20 protein-coding genes are annotated in these 19,206 nt (G+C 62.2%); 11 read left to right on the top strand and 9 right to left on the bottom strand.

The window, feature by feature from the left end:
• Window positions 1-25 precede the first annotated feature (25 nt).
• The 4 genes from ehuA to ehuB are packed head-to-tail and all read right to left on the bottom strand — an operon-like array spanning window position 26 to window position 3,138.
• Entirely contained in the window at window positions 26-850 is an 825-nt protein-coding gene (ehuA, locus tag QCE49_RS30260; RefSeq protein ID WP_284508313.1) for an ectoine/hydroxyectoine ABC transporter ATP-binding protein EhuA, read from the bottom strand.
• 26 nt (window positions 851-876) lie between these two features.
• Window positions 877-1,536 carry an ectoine/hydroxyectoine ABC transporter permease subunit EhuD gene (gene ehuD, locus QCE49_RS30255; protein ID WP_208456975.1) on the bottom strand — a complete coding sequence of 220 codons (660 nt, stop codon included), beginning with the start codon at window positions 1,534-1,536 and terminating at the stop codon, window positions 877-879.
• A gap of 5 nt (window positions 1,537-1,541) precedes the next feature.
• Window positions 1,542-2,234 (bottom strand): ectoine/hydroxyectoine ABC transporter permease subunit EhuC, encoded by a 693-nt coding sequence (gene ehuC, locus QCE49_RS30250; protein WP_008353030.1) that lies wholly within the window; start codon window positions 2,232-2,234, stop codon window positions 1,542-1,544.
• A gap of 49 nt (window positions 2,235-2,283) precedes the next feature.
• Window positions 2,284-3,138, bottom strand: a complete 855-nt coding sequence (ehuB, locus tag QCE49_RS30245) for an ectoine/hydroxyectoine ABC transporter substrate-binding protein EhuB (protein WP_175979466.1) — start codon at window positions 3,136-3,138, stop codon at window positions 2,284-2,286.
• A gap of 226 nt (window positions 3,139-3,364) precedes the next feature.
• Between ehuB and QCE49_RS30240 the strand changes: the two genes are divergently transcribed.
• The 9 genes from QCE49_RS30240 (at window position 3,365) to QCE49_RS30200 (ending at window position 13,068) form a co-directional block, all read left to right on the top strand.
• Window positions 3,365-4,762: a PLP-dependent aminotransferase family protein gene (locus QCE49_RS30240; RefSeq protein WP_008353032.1), complete on the top strand. Its 1,398-nt coding sequence runs from the start codon at window positions 3,365-3,367 to the stop codon at window positions 4,760-4,762.
• Between the two features lie 80 nt (window positions 4,763-4,842).
• Window positions 4,843-5,808, top strand: a complete 966-nt coding sequence (eutB, locus tag QCE49_RS30235; protein ID WP_250456852.1) for a hydroxyectoine utilization dehydratase EutB — start codon at window positions 4,843-4,845, stop codon at window positions 5,806-5,808.
• A gap of 4 nt (window positions 5,809-5,812) precedes the next feature.
• Complete coding sequence (locus QCE49_RS30230) at window positions 5,813-6,817, top strand: cyclodeaminase (protein ID WP_250456851.1); 1,005 nt, start codon at window positions 5,813-5,815, stop codon at window positions 6,815-6,817.
• A gap of 11 nt (window positions 6,818-6,828) precedes the next feature.
• Window positions 6,829-8,055, top strand: a complete 1,227-nt coding sequence (doeA, locus tag QCE49_RS30225; protein WP_250456850.1) for an ectoine hydrolase DoeA — start codon at window positions 6,829-6,831, stop codon at window positions 8,053-8,055.
• Window positions 8,056-8,059: 4 nt separating this feature from the next.
• Window positions 8,060-9,082, top strand: coding sequence for a N(2)-acetyl-L-2,4-diaminobutanoate deacetylase DoeB (doeB, locus tag QCE49_RS30220; RefSeq protein WP_250435951.1), 1,023 nt, complete (start codon window positions 8,060-8,062; stop codon window positions 9,080-9,082).
• Between the two features lie 4 nt (window positions 9,083-9,086).
• Entirely contained in the window at window positions 9,087-9,566 is a 480-nt protein-coding gene (locus QCE49_RS30215; RefSeq protein WP_175979575.1) for an Lrp/AsnC family transcriptional regulator, read from the top strand.
• 194 nt (window positions 9,567-9,760) lie between these two features.
• Window positions 9,761-11,239, top strand: coding sequence for an NAD-dependent succinate-semialdehyde dehydrogenase (locus tag QCE49_RS30210; protein WP_250481944.1), 1,479 nt, complete (start codon window positions 9,761-9,763; stop codon window positions 11,237-11,239).
• 47 nt (window positions 11,240-11,286) lie between these two features.
• The gene (locus QCE49_RS30205; protein WP_250456848.1) at window positions 11,287-12,705 is read left to right on the top strand and encodes an aspartate aminotransferase family protein; all 1,419 of its coding nucleotides are present in this window, start codon (window positions 11,287-11,289) and stop codon (window positions 12,703-12,705) included.
• 129 nt (window positions 12,706-12,834) lie between these two features.
• On the top strand, window positions 12,835-13,068 hold the full coding sequence (locus QCE49_RS30200) for a hypothetical protein (protein ID WP_008353048.1): 234 nt from the start codon (window positions 12,835-12,837) through the stop codon (window positions 13,066-13,068).
• Window positions 13,069-13,132: 64 nt separating this feature from the next.
• Here the strand turns inward: QCE49_RS30200 and pqqA are convergent, their stop codons facing one another.
• The 3 genes from pqqA to QCE49_RS30185 all read right to left on the bottom strand — a co-directional run bounded on the left by pqqA (window position 13,133) and on the right by QCE49_RS30185 (window position 13,909).
• Window positions 13,133-13,207 (bottom strand): pyrroloquinoline quinone precursor peptide PqqA, encoded by a 75-nt coding sequence (gene pqqA / locus QCE49_RS30195; protein ID WP_008353049.1) that lies wholly within the window; start codon window positions 13,205-13,207, stop codon window positions 13,133-13,135.
• 167 nt (window positions 13,208-13,374) lie between these two features.
• Window positions 13,375-13,575, bottom strand: a complete 201-nt coding sequence (locus tag QCE49_RS30190) for a hypothetical protein (protein ID WP_144403816.1) — start codon at window positions 13,573-13,575, stop codon at window positions 13,375-13,377.
• A 100-nt stretch (window positions 13,576-13,675) separates the two neighbouring features.
• Window positions 13,676-13,909 carry a DUF2795 domain-containing protein gene (locus QCE49_RS30185; protein WP_008353051.1) on the bottom strand — a complete coding sequence of 78 codons (234 nt, stop codon included), beginning with the start codon at window positions 13,907-13,909 and terminating at the stop codon, window positions 13,676-13,678.
• Between the two features lie 121 nt (window positions 13,910-14,030).
• On the opposite strand from QCE49_RS30185, the gene QCE49_RS30180 reads away from it, so the two are divergent.
• Window positions 14,031-14,267 (top strand): hypothetical protein, encoded by a 237-nt coding sequence (locus QCE49_RS30180; RefSeq protein WP_250435947.1) that lies wholly within the window; start codon window positions 14,031-14,033, stop codon window positions 14,265-14,267.
• Window positions 14,268-14,276: 9 nt separating this feature from the next.
• On the opposite strand, the gene QCE49_RS30175 is transcribed toward QCE49_RS30180, so the two are convergent.
• Complete coding sequence (locus QCE49_RS30175) at window positions 14,277-17,198, bottom strand: EAL domain-containing protein (protein ID WP_008353053.1); 2,922 nt, start codon at window positions 17,196-17,198, stop codon at window positions 14,277-14,279.
• A 176-nt stretch (window positions 17,199-17,374) separates the two neighbouring features.
• Window positions 17,375-18,361 carry a GlxA family transcriptional regulator gene (locus QCE49_RS30170; protein ID WP_008353055.1) on the bottom strand — a complete coding sequence of 329 codons (987 nt, stop codon included), beginning with the start codon at window positions 18,359-18,361 and terminating at the stop codon, window positions 17,375-17,377.
• A gap of 120 nt (window positions 18,362-18,481) precedes the next feature.
• Between QCE49_RS30170 and QCE49_RS30165 the strand changes: the two genes are divergently transcribed.
• On the top strand, window positions 18,482-19,171 hold the full coding sequence (locus tag QCE49_RS30165) for a DJ-1/PfpI family protein (protein ID WP_250456847.1): 690 nt from the start codon (window positions 18,482-18,484) through the stop codon (window positions 19,169-19,171).
• The last annotated feature ends 35 nt before the right edge of the window (window positions 19,172-19,206 follow it).

Here is a 19,206-nt window from a genome sequence, read left to right as displayed (position 1 = left end):
CACCCGCGCCGCGCGCAGCAACGAATCAAAGCGCCTCGGTCACCGCACGCAGGAACTGCCGCGTGCGCTCATGCTGCGGTGCGCTGAAGAACTGCTGCGGCGGCGCCTGTTCGATGATCTTGCCTTGCGAGAAGAAACACACGCGATCGGCGAACTCTTTCGCGAAGCCCATCTGGTGCGTGACCATCAGCATCGTCAGGTTGTGTTCTTCGCCGAGACGGCGAATCACGTTGAGCACTTCGCCGCATAGTTCGGGATCGAGCGCGGATGTCACTTCGTCGAACAGCATGATCTTCGGCCGCATGGCGAGCGCTCGCGCAATCGCGACGCGCTGCTGCTGTCCCCCCGACAATTGCGACGGGTAATGCTCGCACTTCTCCGCGAGGCCGACGAGCGACAGCAGTTCGCGCGCGCGCTCGGTCGCTTCCTTCTTCGACAATCCGAGCACGCTCATTGGCGCTTCGATCGTATTCGCGAGCGCGGTCATGTGTGGAAAGAGATTGAAGCTCTGAAACACCATGCCGATCTTGCTGCGAACCTGACGAACATGCCGCGGCGATGCGGGCACGAGCTTGCCGCCGCGCATTTCGTGCGTGAGCGGCTGCCCGTCCACTTCGATGACGCCATCGGTCAGCGGATCGAGCGTCATCAGTACGCGCAATAGCGTGGACTTGCCCGAGCCGCTCGGCCCGATGATCGCCACCTTCTCGTTCGGCGCGACATCGAGATCGAGGCCGTCGAGCACGGTCAGCGGGCCGTAGCGTTTGGTGACGTTGCGAAAGCGCACCATCGGCGTGTTCGCGCTGGCGTCGGCTGCGCGGCCGAGCGCGGGGTCGAAATCCCGTTTCATCTGCTGCTCCTGGTATTGAGTCGCGGTCATGGCAGCCTCACGCGCCGTTCGATATGACGCACGCCCGAAGCGAACGTCACGCTGATGATGAGAAAGAAGATTCCGGTCATCGTGATGGGTTCGAGATAGCGAAAGGTCTCGGAGCCGATGTTCTTCGCCTGCTGCATCAGTTCGACGACGGTGATCGCGGAGAGCACCGGCGTGTCCTTGAACATCGCAACAAGGTAGTTGCCGAGCGCGGGAATCACCGGGCGGATCGCTTGCGGCAGAATCACGCCGGTATAGGTGCGCCACGGCCTGAGCGACAGCGCGCACGATGCTTCCCATTGTCCGCGAGCAACGCCGTTGAGTCCCGCGCGATACACCTCGGACACATAGCATGCGTAATGGACCGCGATGCCGAGCGTGCCCGCCGTCAACGCCGACATCGTGAAGCCGTAAAGCGGCGCGACATAGAAGAGCACGTACACCTGAATCAACAGCGGCGTGCTGCGTATGAACTCGATGAAGAACGCAGTCGTCTTCGCGAGCGGCGCGAAATCGCTGCGCCGCATGATGGCGAGAACGAGGCCGAGCACGAGCGCGATGGCGAACCCGACGAGCGTGATGCCGATCGTATAAGTCGCCGCGCGCGCGAGTTCCGGCAGGATATGCAGCGCGTATTTCACATCGAAGAGTTGACCCAGCGACGTCATGATGCGGCCCCCGGTAAGGTGCGGCTCGCGCGACGGATCGCGACATGACTGCTCACGCGCCGCTCGAACACGCGCATCACGGCGACGATCACCTGCGCGAGCACGAAGTAGATGAGCAGCGTGAGCCCGAAGATTTCCGCTGTCTTGAAGGTCGCTTCGTCGAGCTGGCGCGCGCGGAACGTGAGATCCGACAGCGTGATCAGCGAGACGAGCGATGTGCCCTTCAACAGTTCGATCATCAGATTCGTCGCGGGCGGCAGCGCGTTGATCATCGCCTGCGGAAGCACGATGCGACGCAGCCGCGCCGTGGCCGGCATGTTCAGCGCGAGCGCCGCTTCGTACTGTCCGCCCGGCACCGAACGCAGCGCGCCGCGCAGAATCTCGGAGCCATACGCGCCGTAGTGCAACCCGAGCCCGACGATGGCGACCGTGAAGGGCGTCAGTTGCACGTTGAACGGCGGCAGCGGCAGCACGAAGAAGAGCCAGAACAACTGCACGAGCAGCGAAGTGCCGCGAAACACTTCGACATACACGTTGCCGATCCATCGCACGACACGGTATGGCGCGGCGCGCAACGCCGTCGCGACGCCCGCCATGACGATCGCAAGCAGGATGCTGATGAAGGCGATCTGGATCGTGACGAGTGTGCCCTTCATCATCAAGGGCAGAAGCTCACGGAGGTCACTCATGACGGTTCCTCGCTAGTAGATGAAGCTGCGCGTCGCGATGCATCGATGCTCAACCGGCGCACAGTTCCGGCGCTTTCTTCGCTGTCACGTTGGACTTGTCGAAGCCGAAGGGCGCGACCGTCTTCAGATGATCGTCGGTGCCGAGCCACTGATGCAGCTCCTTGTTGACGGCGTCGCGCAGATCGGTGTCTTCGGGTCGGAACGCGAGCGCGCCATAGCCTGTGTGCTTCGGATCGTCGTTGAACTGCTTGATCGCCTCGACCGACGAGCCGCCTTTTTCGGCGAGGCCCTTCATCGTCAATGCGGTGCCGACAGCCGCGTCGGCGCGACGCGCGCGCACGGCCTGCAATTGCGCGGTCGTGTCCGGAACCTGAAGAATCTGGTCGTCCTTGATGCCCGCCGCGCGCGCATAACCGAGTTCCGCCGTACCTGCCATTACAGCAAGCTTCGTGTCCGGCTGCTTCGCGACATCGGCATAGCTGTGCAGGTTCTTCGGATTGCCCTTCATCGTCAGCAGCGTGTCGGGAATCTGATATTGCGGATCGGCGAACGCCACTTGCTTGCAACGCTCGGGCGTGATGTACATGCCCGCTGCAATCACGTCGAAGCGGCCGGCTTTGAGGCCCGGAATCAATGCGCCCCATTCGGTCAGCACCGCATCGACCTTCTTCACGCCGAGCTTGGCGAACACCTTCTTCGCGATCTCGGGCGATTCGCCGGTTACGGTGCCATCGGGCGTCGTGTAGGCGAAGGGCGTTTCGTTCGCATAGCCGATACGCACCTCGCCGGTGCGCTGGATGCGCTGCAACGTGGTTTCCGCGTTCGCGCTCGTGGCATAGGCGGCAAGACTCGCTGCCGCGACGCACGCCGCCGCCAGCATTCCAGACAGTCGCTTCGTGTTCATATCGTTCCCGTAGTAATGGTTCTTCAAGCGTGGTCGAGTGGGGCGGCGCTGCATGTGAGAGACCGAGGAAAACCCTTACTCCAAGGGGCTTTGGAGTCACTCGCCGCATAGCCACCGACGCAGAATACAAAGCCATATATTTGTTCCGATTGCTCTAGGACAATTATTTTCGCGCGCGCTTTTGGGCCACTATTGCGCATGGAACCAGGCATGCGAGGAACAGCAAGTGAATGAAAGATGGCGCGACGCCGTGCGTACCGTGCAGGGCGTGCAGTCGAAGTACAAGCGGCTCGTCAAGGCGATGGCCGCCGATATAGAAAGCGGCGCGCTCGCATCGGGCGAACGGTTGCCGCCGCAACGCGAAGTCGCCGCCGATCTCGCGATCAGCGTGCAGACCGTCACCAATGCCTACAAGGAACTCGAACGGCAAGGGCTGATTCGATGCGAGGTCGGACGCGGGAGCTTCGTCAGCGCGCGCGTGACCGAAACGATGTCCAATTACATGCTCGACACCGCCGAGCGCTCGGTCGTCGATTTCTCGATCGCGCGCATCGTCCATACGCCCGAGCATGACGCGATGTGGCGCAAGGTCTGCGCGACGCTTTCGACCATCGACGATCAGCCGTGGATACGCGCGTTCCGGCCGATTGCGGGCTTCGACAGTCATCGACAGGCGGGCGTCGAATGGCTCGCTTCGCTCAACATGCCCGCGAAGGTCGAGACGCTGCTCGTCACCAACGGCGTCGCGCATAGCATCTTCCTTGCGCTGGCGAGCATCGTCGGGCCGGGCGATACGGTGCTGTGCGAAAGCCTCACCGATCACGGCGTAATCGGATCGGCGAACGTGTTGGGGTTTACGCTCAAAGGTCTTGAGATCGACGAGCACGGCATTCGCCCTGAGCACTTCGAGGAAGTCTGCGACAGCGAACGCGTGAGCGCGCTCGTCTGCACGCCGACGCTGAACAATCCCACGGTCGCGATGATGCCCGACTCCCGCCGCCGCGCGATTGCGCGCATCGCGGAACGCTATGGCGTCTATGTGATCGAGGACGATGTCTATGGCGCGTTGCCCGCGAAAACGCAGACGCCTATCGCGAGCCTCATTCCGGAACTCGCTTTCTACTGCACGAGCATGACCAAGTCCGTATTGAGCGGCTTGCGCACGGGCTTCATGACGGTGCCGCGGCGTCTTGCGTTGCGTGCGGAAAGCGTGCTGCGCGTCAGTTGCTGGATGGCGACGTCGCCCATCGCGGAAGTCACCGCGCGCTGGATCACGGATGGCACGGCGCAACGTCTCGTGGAGATTCAGCGCGAGCGGCTCGCGGCACGCCAGGGCGTCGTGCGCGAAGTGCTCGGCGAATACGTGCTCGGCAGTCATCCGAACGCGCTTTCGGTATGGCTGCGTGTGCCCGACGAATGGGAAGCGGAGCGCATCACGCGTGAATTGCGCAATCGCAATATCGCCGTGACGTCGCCGGATCCGTTTCTCGTGCGCGGCGCGGACCGGCCCAATGCGGTGCGGCTATGCGTGGGCGCGGAAGTCGGCGAAAGCACGTTTCGCAGCGCGGTCGAAACGATGCGCGAAGTCTTCGGTCAGTACCCGCATGTGCATGACTTCAACTAAATGAACTAGGACAATCGAAAACGATTTTTTAGGACATTAGACTGAGTTGCATGGTTAGCTCAAACGCAATTCAGCCGCACATGTCCGCACTCACGCTCGCCGATGTCTACCGCGCCCGCCAGCGCATCGAAGGCCGCGCGCTCGTCACGCCGCTGGTTCATTCGCTGTCGCTCTCGCGCATCGCGGGCGTGCCCGTTCATCTAAAGCTCGAAACGCTGCAACCTACGGGCAGCTTCAAACTGCGCGGCGCGACCAATGCGCTCGCACAGATCGCGGAGCAAGGCTGCAAGCGTGTCGTCACCGCATCGACGGGCAATCATGGCCGCGCGGTTGCACACGCGGCACGCGCGCTCGGCATCGAAGCTGCAGTGTGCATGTCGTCGCTCGTGCCGAAGAACAAGGTCGATGCGGTGGCCGCGCTCGGCGCGCGTGTCGTCATCGTCGGCAAGAGTCAGGACGATGCACAGGTCGAAGCGCAACGTCTCGTGCGCGAAGAAGGCTATGCATTCGTGCCGCCCTTCGACGATGAACGCGTGATCGCGGGGCAAGCCACCATCGGCCTTGAAATTCTCGAAGCGCTGCCCGATGCGGCGAGCATCGTCGTGCCCTTGTCGGGCGGCGGCTTATTCAGCGGCGTCGCGTTCGCGGCGAAAAGCATTCGTGCCGACGTGAAGATGATCGGCGTGTCGATGGAACGCGGCGCTGCGATGCATGCGAGTCTCGCGGCAGGCAAGCCGGTGTTCGTCGATGAACTCGAAACACTCGCCGATTCGCTCGGCGGCGGCATCGGCCTCGATAACAGACATACGTTCGCGATGACGCGCGATCTCATCGACGATGTCGTGCTGCTCGATGAAGTGTCGATCGCGCGCGGCATCGTGCACGCGTATCGCGAAGAGCGGCTCGTTGTAGAAGGGGCGGCGGCGGTCGGCATCGCGGCTTTGCTCGACGGCGCGATTGGAGCCGCGAACGGACCGATCGTCATCGTCGTGAGCGGCAGCAACATCGATATCGCAACGCATCGTCGACTCATCGGAGCGGCCTGAACCCATGTCCAACATCGATACCTCCACCGTGCTGCTCGGGCAGGCGCAATTGCGCAAGCTCGTGCCGCTCGACCTCGACGCGATCGAGCAAGTCGAAGCCGCGTTCAAGTCGCTCGCGACCGAAGCCGTCGCAATGCCGCCGATCCTGCGTCTCGACATTCCCGAGCACGCCGGCGAAGTCGACGTGAAAACCGCTTATTTGCCGCGCTTTCCGAGCTTCGCGATCAAGGTGAGCCCTGGCTTCTTCAACAATCCGTCGCTCGGACTTCCGAGCCTCAATGGCCTGATGCTCGTGCTGTCCGCGCGCACCGGTCTTACGGAAGCCGTGTTGCTCGACAACGGTTATCTCACCGCCGTGCGTACCGCTGCGGCGGGCGCGGTTGCATCGCGCTGGCTCGCGCGCAAGGATGCGAAGCGCGTCGCGATTATCGGCGCGGGCGAGCAGGCGCGTCTGCAATTGAAGGCGTTGCGGCTCGTGCGCGACATCGGGCATGTGACCGTATGGGCGCGCGATCCGAAGAGCGCGCAGCAGTTCGCGCGTGACTGCAAAGACTTGCCATGCGATGTCGCCGACAGCGTGAACCAGGCGTTGAAGCACGCCGATATCGCCATCACGACGACGCCGAGCCGCGAGCCACTGATACACGCACGCGATCTGCATCCGGGCTTGCATATCACCGCGATGGGATCGGATGCGGAGCACAAGAATGAATTCGCTCCGGACGTGTTCGCCAAAGCGCGCTATGTGTGCGACCGCCTTCAGCAAGTGCGCGTGCTCGGCGAGCTGCATCATGCGATCGAAGCGGGCGTGACGGATGCTGATGCATCTTTTGCCGAGCTTGGCGAAGTCATCGCGCAACAGGCTCAAGGCCGTATGAGCGATGACGAGATCACCGTGTGCGATCTGACCGGCACCGGCGCGCAAGACACCGCGATCGCGACGCTCGCCATTCAGCGAGCGCGCGCGGCACAGGCAGGAACCATTTTCCACAACGATGTGACCGCTTGATAGAGGGGACGATGTCCGAAATCACGCAACAGAAGAAGCCGGATGAACGAGGGGCGCCCGTGGTACGCCTGCCGTTCGAACGCAGCGAGTACGACGCGCGGATCGCGAAGACACGGCGCGCGATGGAGAAAGCGGGCATCGATCTGATGATCGTGACCGACCCGACCAACATGGCGTGGCTCACCGGTTACGACGGCTGGTCGTTCTACGTGCATCAATGCGTGCTGCTCGCGATGCACGGCGATCCGGTCTGGTACGGCCGTGGCCAGGACGCGAACGGCGCGAAGCGCACGGTGTTCATGTCGCACGACGATATCGTCGGCTACCCGGATCACTATGTGCAGTCGCAGGTGCGCCATCCGATGGATTATCTGTCATCCGAAGTAATTGCCGCGCGTGGCTGGGACACGTTGCGCATCGGCGTGGAGATGGACAACTATTACTTCAGCGCGAAGGCGTATGCGTCGCTGACGCAGCATCTGCCGAACGCGAAGTTCGTCGATGCGACCGCGCTCGTCAACTGGCAGCGCGCAGTGAAGTCGAAGCGCGAGATCGAGTACATGCGCGTCGCGGCGCGCATCGTCGAGAAGATGCATGCGCGCATTCTCGACACGGTCGAGCCGGGCATGAAGAAGAGCGATCTCGTCGCGCAGATTTACGAAGCGGGCATCACGGGCGTCGAAGGTTATGGCGGCGACTATCCCGCGATTGTGCCGCTATTGCCGACGGGTTCCGACGCCGCCGCGCCGCATCTCACATGGGACGACTCGACGTTCACGGCGAATGCTGGCACGTTCTTCGAAATCGCCGGATGCTTCAAGCGCTATCACTGCCCGCTCTCGCGCACGGTGTATCTCGGCCGCCCGCCGCAGCATTTCATCGAAGGCGAGAAGGCGGTCGTCGAAGGCATCGAGGCGGGTCTCGCGATGGCGAAGCCGGGCAACAAGACCGAGGACGTCGCCAATGCATTCTTCGCGGTGTTGCGCAAGTTCGGCATCGAGAAGGATAGCCGTTGCGGTTATCCGATCGGCGCGAGCTATCCGCCGGACTGGGGCGAGCGCACGATGAGCCTGCGTCCCGGGGACCAGACCGTCCTCGAACCCGGCATGACGTTCCACTTCATGCCGGGGCTGTGGCTCGACGACTGGGGCCTCGAAATCACGGAGAGCATCCTGATTACCGACACCGGCGTCGAGACCTTCTGCAACACGCCTCGCAAATTGTTCGTGAAGGAGTAGCACGATGCGCGCGTCACCGATCAGCCCGACCGTCGACTTCGATGCAGAGGGCGAACAGCACGGCTTTCTGAAGCTGCCGTATTCGCGCAACGATTCCGCGTGGGGCGCCGTGATGATTCCCGTCACCGTAATCAAGCGCGGCGACGGACCGACCGCGCTGCTCACGGGCGGCAATCACGGCGACGAATACGAAGGGCCGATCGCGCTGGCGAAGCTCGCATCGACGTTGAAGGCAAGCGACGTGAACGGCCGTGTGGTCATCGTGCCGTTCATGAACTATCCGGCGTTTCGCGCGGGTTCGCGCACTTCGCCGATCGACGCGGGCAATCTGAATCGCAGCTTTCCGGGCAAGCCCGACGGCACGGTGACGGAAAAGATCGCGGATTACTTTCAGCGTCATCTGTTGCCGCTCGCCGATTACGTGCTCGATATCCACGCGGGCGGCCGCACGCTCGATTTTCTGCCGTTTGCGGCCATTCATGTATTGAACGACGGGACGCAGCAGTCGCGTTGCGAAGCCGCAATGCGCGCATTCGGGGCGCCGTATTCGATGCGGATGCTCGAACTCGACAGCATCGGTCTGTATGACAGCGCGGCCGAGGAAGCGGGCAAGGTGTTCGTCTCGACGGAACTGGGCGGTGGCGGTTCGTCGACGGCGAAGAGCGTCGCGGTGGCGGAGCGCGGCGTGTACGGCTTTCTCGCGTATGCGGGCATCATCGAGAAGGAGGTGGTTCGCGGCGAAGCGCGCACGACGACGTTGCTCGACATGCCGGATGGTTCCTGCTACACGACGAGCGAGCATACGGGCCTGCTCGAAATGTGCCGCGATCTCGGCGACATGGTGAGAGCGGGCGATGTGCTTGCGCGCGTGTATGACGTTACGCGCACGGGCGCGACGCCGGTTGAATATCGCGCGAAGCGTGACGGACTGCTTGCGGCGCGGCATTTTCCGGGCCTCGTGCAGATGGGCGACACCGTGGCCGTGGTCGCGGATATCGTCGAACGCAACATTGCCGTGAGCGTGTAAGTTGATCAAGCTCGACCGCTACGATCTGGCCATTCTGCGCATTCTTGCGCGGGATGGCCGCATAACGAAATCGCGCCTTGCGGAAGAGGTCAATTTGTCGATCTCGCCCGCGTGGGAGCGTGTGAAGAAACTCGAAGACAGCGGGCTTATCAAGGGCTATCGCGCGGATATCGACTGGACGGCTGCTTTCAAGGGCAGCCGTATTGTCGTTGAGGTGACGCTTTCGCGTCATACCGCGCAAGATATGCGGCGCTTCGAGGAGCGCATCGCGGCGGCTTCCGAGATCGTGCAGTGTTATGCCACCGGCGGCGGCGTGGATTACGTGCTGCACGTCGTGTCGCGGGATATCGATCACTATCAGCGGTTCATCGATTCTTTGCTTGTCGAAGAGTTGGGTATCGAGCGGTACTTCACTTATATCGTTACGAAAGTCGTGAAGAATAGTACGGAAGGGCCGCCGGATTGGGTTGACGATGTGGTTTAGTTATTTTTTGGTTGCCGGATCCCGTATTTGTGTCGGCTCGGGGAAGCCCAAAAAAACGCAAAAAGAAGCACAGAAAAAACAGAAAAAACACCAACCGCCCGAGGGCAATAACAAAAAACTCCATCGCGGCAACGCCCTTAAAGTGGACCCATCGAACCATGCAAATCAAGCACGCTTTGAGCAAGGAGACGAACATGCTGCTGGGCCATCCCGTTCTATTCAAATCCCTCTGTTATGTCGACGGCCGCTGGATTCACAGCGACAGCGCCGCATCGATTGCAGTAACCAATCCCGCCGATCAGAACGTCATCGGCCATGTCCCGATGCTCGATCAGGCGCAAATCGTCGCGACGATCGATGCCGCCGATCGCGCATTCCAGTCATGGCGCTGGATGCCGCAGCAAAAGCGCAGTGCGCTGCTCCTGCGCTGGCATGAACTCATCATGCGTCATCAATCGGACCTTGCCGGCATTTTGTCGCTCGAGCAAGGCAAGCCGCTCGCGGAATCCAAAGGCGAAATCGCCTATGCGGCGAGCTTTGTGGAATGGTTCGCGAACGAAGCGAAACGCCTGGCGGGCCGCACCATTCCGACGCATATCGATGGCGCGCATCTCGGCACCGTGATGGAACCGGTCGGCGTCGCGGCATTGATCACGCCGTGGAATTTCCCCGTCGCGATGATCACGCGCAAGGCCGCCGCCGCGATTGCCGCGGGCTGCACCGTCGTCGTGAAGCCTGCGCACGAAACGCCGTTCTCCGCTATCGCACTCGCACAACTCGCCGAAGAAGCAGGCTTTCCGGCGGGCGTGTTCAACGTCGTCATCGGCGAGCCACAAATGGCGATGGAAACGCTCGTCAGCGATACGCGCGTGCGCGCCGTGAGCTTCACGGGGTCGACGCGCGTCGGCGGTCTCGTTGCGAAGACGGCAGCGCAGGCGGGCATCAAGAAGCTCGCATTGGAACTGGGCGGCAACGCGCCTTTCATCGTGACGGAAGACGCGGACCTGGAACAGGCCGTGCGCGTTGCAGTGGGCGCGAAGTTTCAAACCTCGGGGCAGGATTGCTGCGCTGCGAACCGCATTCTCGTCGCGCGTCCGCTTTATGAACGGTTCGTCGAACGCTACACGCAAGCGGTGAAAGCGCTGAAAGTAGGGACGGCCTTCGAAGCAAATGTCGATGTCGGTCCGCTCATGCATCAGGCCGCATTCGATGCGACCGTCGCTCGTGTCGAGGATGCAAAGGCGCAAGGCGCGCGCATCACCGTCGGCGGCAAAGCTCATGCGCTCGGTGGCTGGTTTTATGAACCGACCGTCGTCGCCGATGCCAGACCGGGCATGCGTATCTACGACGAAGAGAACTTCGCGCCGATCTCCGCGATCTCGCCGTTCGATACGCTCGACGAAGCCGTGACGCGCGCCAACGACACCGAATACGGCCTCGCCGCCTACGTCTGTGCGACGCGCATCGACACGATCTTCCAGCTCGTGCGCCGACTCGATTTCGCGATGGTGTCGGTCAACGGCGTGAAGTTCACCGGCGCGCCGATTCCGTTCGGCGGCATGAAGGCATCGGGCCTTGGACGCGAAGGCGGCGCGGAAGGCTTCGAGCCCTTCGTCGAAACGAAATACTTTTGCCTCGGCAATCTCGGCCTGCCGCTCACGAGCGCGGCCTGAAGACCTATCCTCAGAGACACGCAGTACCGCATATCAAGGAGAAGCACATGACCCAGCAGAATCAATCGCTCGAGCAACTGTTCGCCGAAGACCGCGCGCACTTCATGCATCCGTCCACGCATGCACACGATCACGCGAGCGGCGCGCTGCCCGGCAAGATCGTCGCGGGCGCGAAGGGCATCCGCATTCAGGATCATCAAGGTAAAAGTTATATCGACGCATTCGCGGGCCTCTATTGCGTGAACATCGGCTATGGCCGCACCGAAGTAGCCGACGCAATCTATGAGCAGGCGAAGAAGCTCGCGTATTACCACACGTATGTCGGTCACTCGACCGATACGATCATCGAGCTGTCGTCGCGCATCATCGACTGGTCGCCCGAGGGCATGAAGAAGGTGTATTACGGCATGTCGGGATCGGATGCGAACGAAACGCAGATCAAGATCGTCTGGTATTACAACAATGTTCTCGGCCGTCCGAACAAGAAGAAGATCATCTCGCGCGAGCGCGGTTATCACGGTTCGGGCATCGTGACGGGCAGTCTCACGGGCCTGCCGAGCTTTCATCAGAACTTCGATCTGCCGATCGACCGCGTGAAGCACACGGTTTGTCCGCACTGGTATCGCAAGGCGCCCGCCGGCATGAGCGAAGCGCAATTCACCGCGTATTGCGTCGATGAACTCGAAAAGCTGATTGCGAAAGAAGGCGCGGATACGATCGCTGCATTCATCGCCGAACCGGTCATGGGCACGGGCGGTATCATCGCGCCGCCGCAAGGTTATTGGGAAGCTATCCAGGATGTTCTGCGGAAGCACGACATTCTTCTGATCTCCGATGAAGTCGTGTGCGGCTTCGGCCGTCTCGGCTCGAAAATGGGCGCGCAGCACTTCGGCATCAAGCCCGATCTCATCACGGTCGCGAAGGGCCTGACGAGCGCCTATGCGCCGCTGTCGGGCGTGATCGTCGGCGAGAAGGTGTGGGACGTGATCGAGAAGGGCTCGCGGGAACATGGTCCGATGGGACACGGCTGGACGTATTCGGGGCATCCCATTTGCGCGGCTGCTGCTATCGCGAACCTCGATATCCTCGAGCGCGAAAACCTGACGCAGAATGCCGCCGATGTCGGCGCGTATTTCCAGCAGCAATTGCACACGGCTTTCGATTCGCATCCGCTCGTCGGCGAAGTGCGCGGCGCGGGCATGCTCGCGGCGCTCGAATTCATGGCCGACAAGGACGCGCGCACGCCGTTCGACGCCGCGCTGAAGGTCGGCCCCAAGGTATCGGCTGCAGCACTCGAACGCGGCGTGATCGCGCGCGCCATGCCGCATGGCGATATCCTCGGCTTCGCGCCGCCGCTCGTCACGACGCGTGAAGAAGCGGACGAAATCGTCGGCATCGTGAAGCAGGCCGTGGATGCGGTGGCGAACGAAGTTATCGGCTCGGCACTCGCTACGCAAGCGATCTGATTCTCTTGAGTAGCGGTATGGGTAGTTGTGTTGGCAGAGGCTCGCGAAGCATTGCGGGCCCTTTTTGCGAGTCTGAAGGAACGTGCGTTGCTGAGTAATCTTCGGTGCCCCATCGAAAGGAGATTCACGATGAGCGAGAGCGAAGAGAAACGCCATCAGCAACCGCATTCCGCGCCTCACCCGAATGCAGCGGAGATCGAACCGGAGAACCGTCGGCTCGATCAGCATCCGCATCAGACGGCGGAAGTGCCCTATGGATCGGGCAATGAGCCGGAAATTGCAGGAAAGGGCGGGCTTGACGCACAGAACGCAGATCTTCCCGATCCCGCGAACGAACAATCCAGGACGCCGGGCAAAGATTGACGCATCGATTCGACGCGCCCATAAAACAAAACGGCCGCTCAGGTGGCCGTTTTGTCATTTCCGATTAGCGCGTCGCGATATACATCGTGATTTCAAAGCCGAAGCGCATATCCGTGAAACTCGGGGTTTCCCACTTCATAGAGCCTCCTTGTGCAATGATTGGCCAGACGGATGCCGGGCCATTGCGCGGTTCTTCTGCTGCAGGCGCCGTGCAAAGCCGCGCATCCCAAATCGACGCACTTTAGATGCTAGCGCGAGAACAGGTATGACACGATTGGAAATTGCACCGGCGTTCATTTAAATTTTTTATAGCGGTCTCGGGCGATTGCCCGAATCGTCAGGTGTCGTGCCGATCTTGTCAGGATCATGGACCGGGTCGGGTTCCATTGCCTCTCCCGGCCGAGGGATGACCCGGTCTGCTTCAGCAGGGTCGATATTGCTCAGATTATTGCCTCCGGGCGCACGCGGCTTGTCGTGCGTATCGGGAGCTGCGGGTTTTTCGGCCATTACATTTTCCTCGTCAAACACGTGCCTTGCGGAAAGATCGAAAGCGTGGGGCGGCAGGATTGAATGCCGCATTGCGGAATAAGCGAAATTTATGTCGCTGTTACTCGACGCGCGTGGCTTCGCGCAGCACCGCATCTTCGCTGTCGAAATTGCGATCGGTCATTTTGTTGAGCACGGCCAAGACCTCGCCGTCCGCGCCATTGCTTTTCGCGAGCGTCAGAAGTTTTTCCTTGCCCATCGGATAGTCGGCGCCCTTCAGCACGCGCGCGATTTCTTCCGGGCGCGGCTCATCCGGATGCCGGTGATTCTGCGAATGCGCGGGATGCTGTGCCATTTCCGCCTCCTTTTCGATTCGACGATAACCCTGACGATTCAGCAACGCGCGTACCCGTCACCGGGATCGCTTGATGCTGAATTGTCGATACGTTCCAACCGAAATCGAGGCGAGACATAACATGGCTATTGCAGCAGACCGCATCTCCGACACCGAAGTCAAGGTCGGCGAGATCATCTATAGCTTCGACACCAAGGTAACTGCCGATGGCTTTCAGCAATGCCTCGGCAGCGACTCGGTCGAGACCTGCGCGAAGAACCACGCGCCGGTGTCGACACGCGCCGTGGCCGATGAGAGCGGTGCGCCGAAGGGCGAGCCGGGCAGCATCATTTCACCGTCGCTGGGCGGCATGCCTTGATGCACGCGGCTACAGTGCCGCGCTTGCCGTCGTCGCGCGCGGAGCGAGCGCGGTGCGTGTGAGCGCGTCGAGCGGCAGCGGCTTGTCGAAGAAATAGCCCTGCGCCTGCGCCGCGCCCATGTCGCGCAACACGGCGAGCGTCGCCGCATCTTCGACGCCTTCCGCGACGAGCGTCAGATCGAGCGATTCCGCCATGCGCACGATCGCGCGCACGATCGCACGGCTGCGCGGGCTTTCAGTCAGTTCGAGAATGAACGACTTGTCGATCTTGAGGCCGGTGAACTGGTATTGATGCACATAACTGAGCGACGAAAAACCCGCGCCGAAATCGTCGAGCACGACAGACATGCCGTTGTCGGCCAGTCGCTGCATGGTGCGCCGCGCGAGATCGGGCTCGGCCACGAGCGCGCCTTCGGTAAGCTCGAGGCACACGCGCGACGGCGAGACGCGATAGCGACGCAATAGCGCCAGAACGTCATCGGCGAATTCGGGGCGCGTCATGCTATAGCTGGAGCAGTTCACATGCACCGGCGGCCAGTGCGCGAAGCGCGCATTCGAGAGAATCGCGGCAACGCGTTCGAGCATGTATAGATCGAGTCTGCCGATGAGCCTCAAGCCTTCGACCGAAGGAAGAAATTCACCCGGCCCGACGATATGGCCATCGGGTTGATGCCAGCGGATCAACGCTTCGAGCGCGACGATCTCACCGCTCTTTACGTCGACGATAGGCTGGAAATAAGGCAGCAGTTCGTCATCGCGCTTGATCGCATTGCGCAATGCGCCCTCACGTTCCACCTGGTCCGACACCTGACGTCGCAGTTCCTGATTGAACACGACGAAGCTGTCGCGTCCCGCATTTTTCACGCGATACATCGCGGTATCGGCGTCGCGCAACAGGTCGGCGGGCTCGGTATGGAACTGGCTGTCCGCGCTCACGATGCCAATGCTGCACGACGAAAACACGACATGCTCTTCGATGTGAAAGGGCAGATCGAACGCGGCCAGAATACGCTTGGCGATCGACACCGCATCGCGAACGTGTGCATCCGGGGAGAGCACGGCGAATTCGTCCCCGCCGAGGCGCGCGAGCAGATCCGTCGAACGCAGGCAATCGCGCAAGCGCGCCGCGGCCTGAACCAGCAGCATGTCGCCGAAGTGATGGCCGAGGCTGTCGTTCACGACCTTGAATCGGTCGAGGTCGATGAACATCACCGAGAGTTGGTCGCCGCGCGTCTGATAGTCCTGCCATGCGCAGCGCAGCTTGTGCATCAGATGGCTTCGATTCGGCAAGCCCGTCAATGAATCGTGCGAGTTCTCATAAAGCAGGCGTGCGTTGACATCGTCGAGTTCGCGCGTGCGCGCCTGGACCCGCGCTTCAAGTTCGAGGTTCGCGGCATGCAGCGCTTCGGCATCGCGCCGACGCGAAAGCGCCGTATCGATATGCCGCGACACGAAGGTGAGCAGTTCCTGATCGCGCAGCGAATAGCGCACGAGCGGCGAATAGCTTTGCACGGCGAGCACGCCGCGCACGACATCGCCATCGAAGAGCGGAATGCCGAGCCACGATCGCAGACGCACTTCGCTATGCTCGATCTCGAACGCGCCTTCTTCGATGAGACGCAGCGCCTCCGCATGATCGATCAGCCGCGCGCGCCGCTCGCGGATCACATATTCGGTGAGGCCGCGTTGTCCGCGTCGCGGCGCGGGGCGCTCCTGCACGATTTCATCGACGTAATACGGGAACGACACTTCGTCCGTTTCCGGTTCGATGAGTGCGATATAAAAATTGCGCGCGTAAAGCAATTCGCCGACGATCCCATGCAGGCTGCGCAAGAACTCCATCATGTCGCCGGGACGGCTCGACAATTCTGCGATCTGGTAGAGCGCAGCTTGCAGATGCTCGGATCGTTCGCGCTCGGCGATGCCGTGACGCAGCGCCGCGTTGAGCTTCGACAGTTCGGACGTGCGGTGCGCGACCTGCTCTTCGAGATCGGCGCGATGCAGGATGCGGTCGAGCGCCATCGCCACATGTCGTGCGACGACCAGAAAGAGCGCGCGGTCCTCGACGGTATAAATGCGCGATACGTCATAGACCTGCATCGCGAGCATGCCGAATACCTCGTCGCTCGCATTCTTGAGCGGCGCGCCCATCCAGAACTCGGGGCGGTCGCCGATGCAATAGAAATGGCCCGCGCGCTCCGCCGCGCAAATATCCCCGGCGGTGATGAAAAGCGGCTGCGCGCTCGTGAGCACGCGACCCGTCATCGAAAGACGTTCCGGATTCAGGATGTCGTAGTTTTCGGCCGCGACGACGTCGGTATCGATGACGTCGACATAATATGGATACGTGATCTTGCCCGTCTTGCGATCGTAGAGTGCGAGATAGAAGTTCTCCGCGTCGATGAGCGTGCCGAGCCGTTCATGCACGCCGCGCAGAAAATCGGCGCGCTCGGGCACGGAACTCGCCAGATAGGCGATTTCATAAAGCACGCGCTGCGTGAGTTGCGCGCGTGCGAGGGCATCGGCCTGCACGCGCTCGCCGAGCGTGCGCGCGAGTTCGGCGAGATGCGCGTCGTCGCGATGCGTGACCGGCGCGAGCAGCCAGCCGAGCACGCTCTCGCCGCGTCCGGTCGGCCAGCAGTGCCAGCCGTTATCGATGCACACCTCCGTCAGGCGTTCCTCGGCGATGCCATGCGGCCATTCCTGCGCATCGGGAAGCGCTGCATCGCCGCGCCGCTCGAGATGCAACTGCTCGCCCGCGCGATACCACGCCCATTGCTGCGGGCAGCCCATCGCGGCGGCCTCGCGCAGCAATGCGTCGATCGATGACGCCACGCTCGCGAAAATCTTTTCATCGGTCGCCGCCACGGTTGCAGGCTCGACCGCGGTTGCGCGGGCAACCTGCGCGTCGTACGCGGGAAACACACTCATCGGCGCTCCAGGCCATATTGCCGCCACGTCGGGCGGGTCTCGTTCAGCGACTGCGCTCGCACGCTGCTCCGGACGCGCGTAACAAGCAAAGGCTCTATATGGGTAACGGCACGGAGCATACAGCCTTGAGCATGAGGTTCAAAAAAAGCCGCTCGTGCCGCAATGCATACGGGCATTCATGCCGGATGCGCGGTTTCGACGCGATCGTGCCCGGTAAATCTCTCGCGATACGCCTGCGGCGACACGCCCAGCGAACGCAGAAAACCGCGCCGCATCGTTTCCTCGGTGCCGAATCCGCAGCGCGCGGCGATGCGCTTTACGGGAAGCGCCGTATCGCCGAGCAGGCGGCGCGCGGCTTCGAGGCGCATGCGTTCGATCGAGCGCGCGGGCGTCATGCCGGTTTGCGCGCGGTAATGGCGCACGAAGCTGCGCTCGCTCATGCCGACACGCGCGGCAAGCACGCCGACCGAAAGATCCGCCGCGAGATTTTCAGCGATCCACGCATGCAGCTCGCCGAAACGTTCGCCCGACTTCTGCAACGACAGCGCCGCGCTGAACTGCGCCTGCCCGCCGGGGCGCTTGAGGAACACGACGAGATGGCGCGCGACGTCGAGCGCGAGCGCGCGGCCGAGATCGTCTTCGACGAGCGCAAGCGACAGGTCGATGCCCGCCGTGACGCCCGCGGATGTCCATACGTCGCCGTCGCGGATGAAGATCGGATCGGGCTCGACGTGGATCGCCGGGAAGCGCGTGGCGAGTTCCCCGCAGCGCGTCCAGTGCGTCACGGCGCGGCGTTCGTCGAGAAGGCCGGCGGCGGCAAGCAGAAACGCGCCCGTGCAAACGGACGCCGTGCGCCGCGCGTGCGCCGAACGCGCGCGCACCCAATCGACCAGTTCACGGTCGTGCACCGCTTCGTGCACGCCCCAGCCGCCCGCGACGATCAGCGTGTCGCACGCTTCGCTCGCATCGGGCAATGCCTCGCCGACGAGCCCCAGTCCCGCCGACGCGTTCACCGTGCCGCCCCGCGCAACCACGCGCGGCTGATACGGCCGCTGCAAGCCCGCCGCGACCGCCAGGTCATTGGCGGACGCGAACACCTGCAACGGGCCGGCGACGTCGAGCAACTGCACATTGGGGAAGGCGAGCACGTCGATGGTTCGCATGGCGTTTTCCACGAAAGACAAGTTGGCGTAAAACGTGGGTTATGTGTCGAATTCGCCATAGCGTAGCGGCGTAGCATCGGTTCGTCCACACGAAAAACACGCTCGATCAAGGAGAAAACGATGACGCTACATATCGGCCTGTTGCTGTTTCCTCGCGTGCAGCAACTCGACATGACCGGCCCCTACGACGTGTTCGCGCACATGGCCGACACGAAGGTGCATCTCGTCTGGAAGACGCGCGAGCCCGTCCGGTCGAGCGCCGGCATGATCCTGACGCCCGACGTGACCTACGCGGATTGCCCCGCGCTCGATGTGCTGTGCGTGCCGGGCGGTTCAGGCGTCGGCGATCTGATGGAAGACGAGGAAACGCTCGCCTTTCTCCGCGAACAGGCGGCGGGCGCGCGCTACGTGACCTCGGTTTGCACCGGCTCGCTCGTGCTCGGCGCGGCGGGGCTTTTGCGCGGCAAGCGTGCGACGACGCACTGGGCGTATCACGATCTGCTCCCGGATTTGGGCGCGATTCCGGTGCACGAGCGCGTGGTGCGCGACGGCAACCTGTTCACGGGCGGCGGCATCACGGCGGGCATCGATTTCGCGCTGACGCTCGCGGCCGAACTCGTCGGCGAGCACGAAGCGCAGGCGATTCAATTGCAGATGGAATACGCGCCGGCGCCGCCGTTCGACTCGGGCGATCCGGCGCGCGCGCCCGCCGCGGTCGCGAACGATGTGCGCGAGCGTTGCGCGCCGTCGCTGGCCGCGCGCAGTGCGATCACGGCGCGTGTCGCGGAACGGCTGAAATCGCATGTTTAATTCAAAATGCGTTTTGGTCTCATGCATGCCAAATG

This window comes from Caballeronia sp. LZ008, assembly GCF_031451435.1.
GTDB lineage: Bacteria > Pseudomonadota > Gammaproteobacteria > Burkholderiales > Burkholderiaceae > Caballeronia > Caballeronia zhejiangensis.
This window is presented reverse-complemented; position numbering and strand designations above follow the sequence as displayed.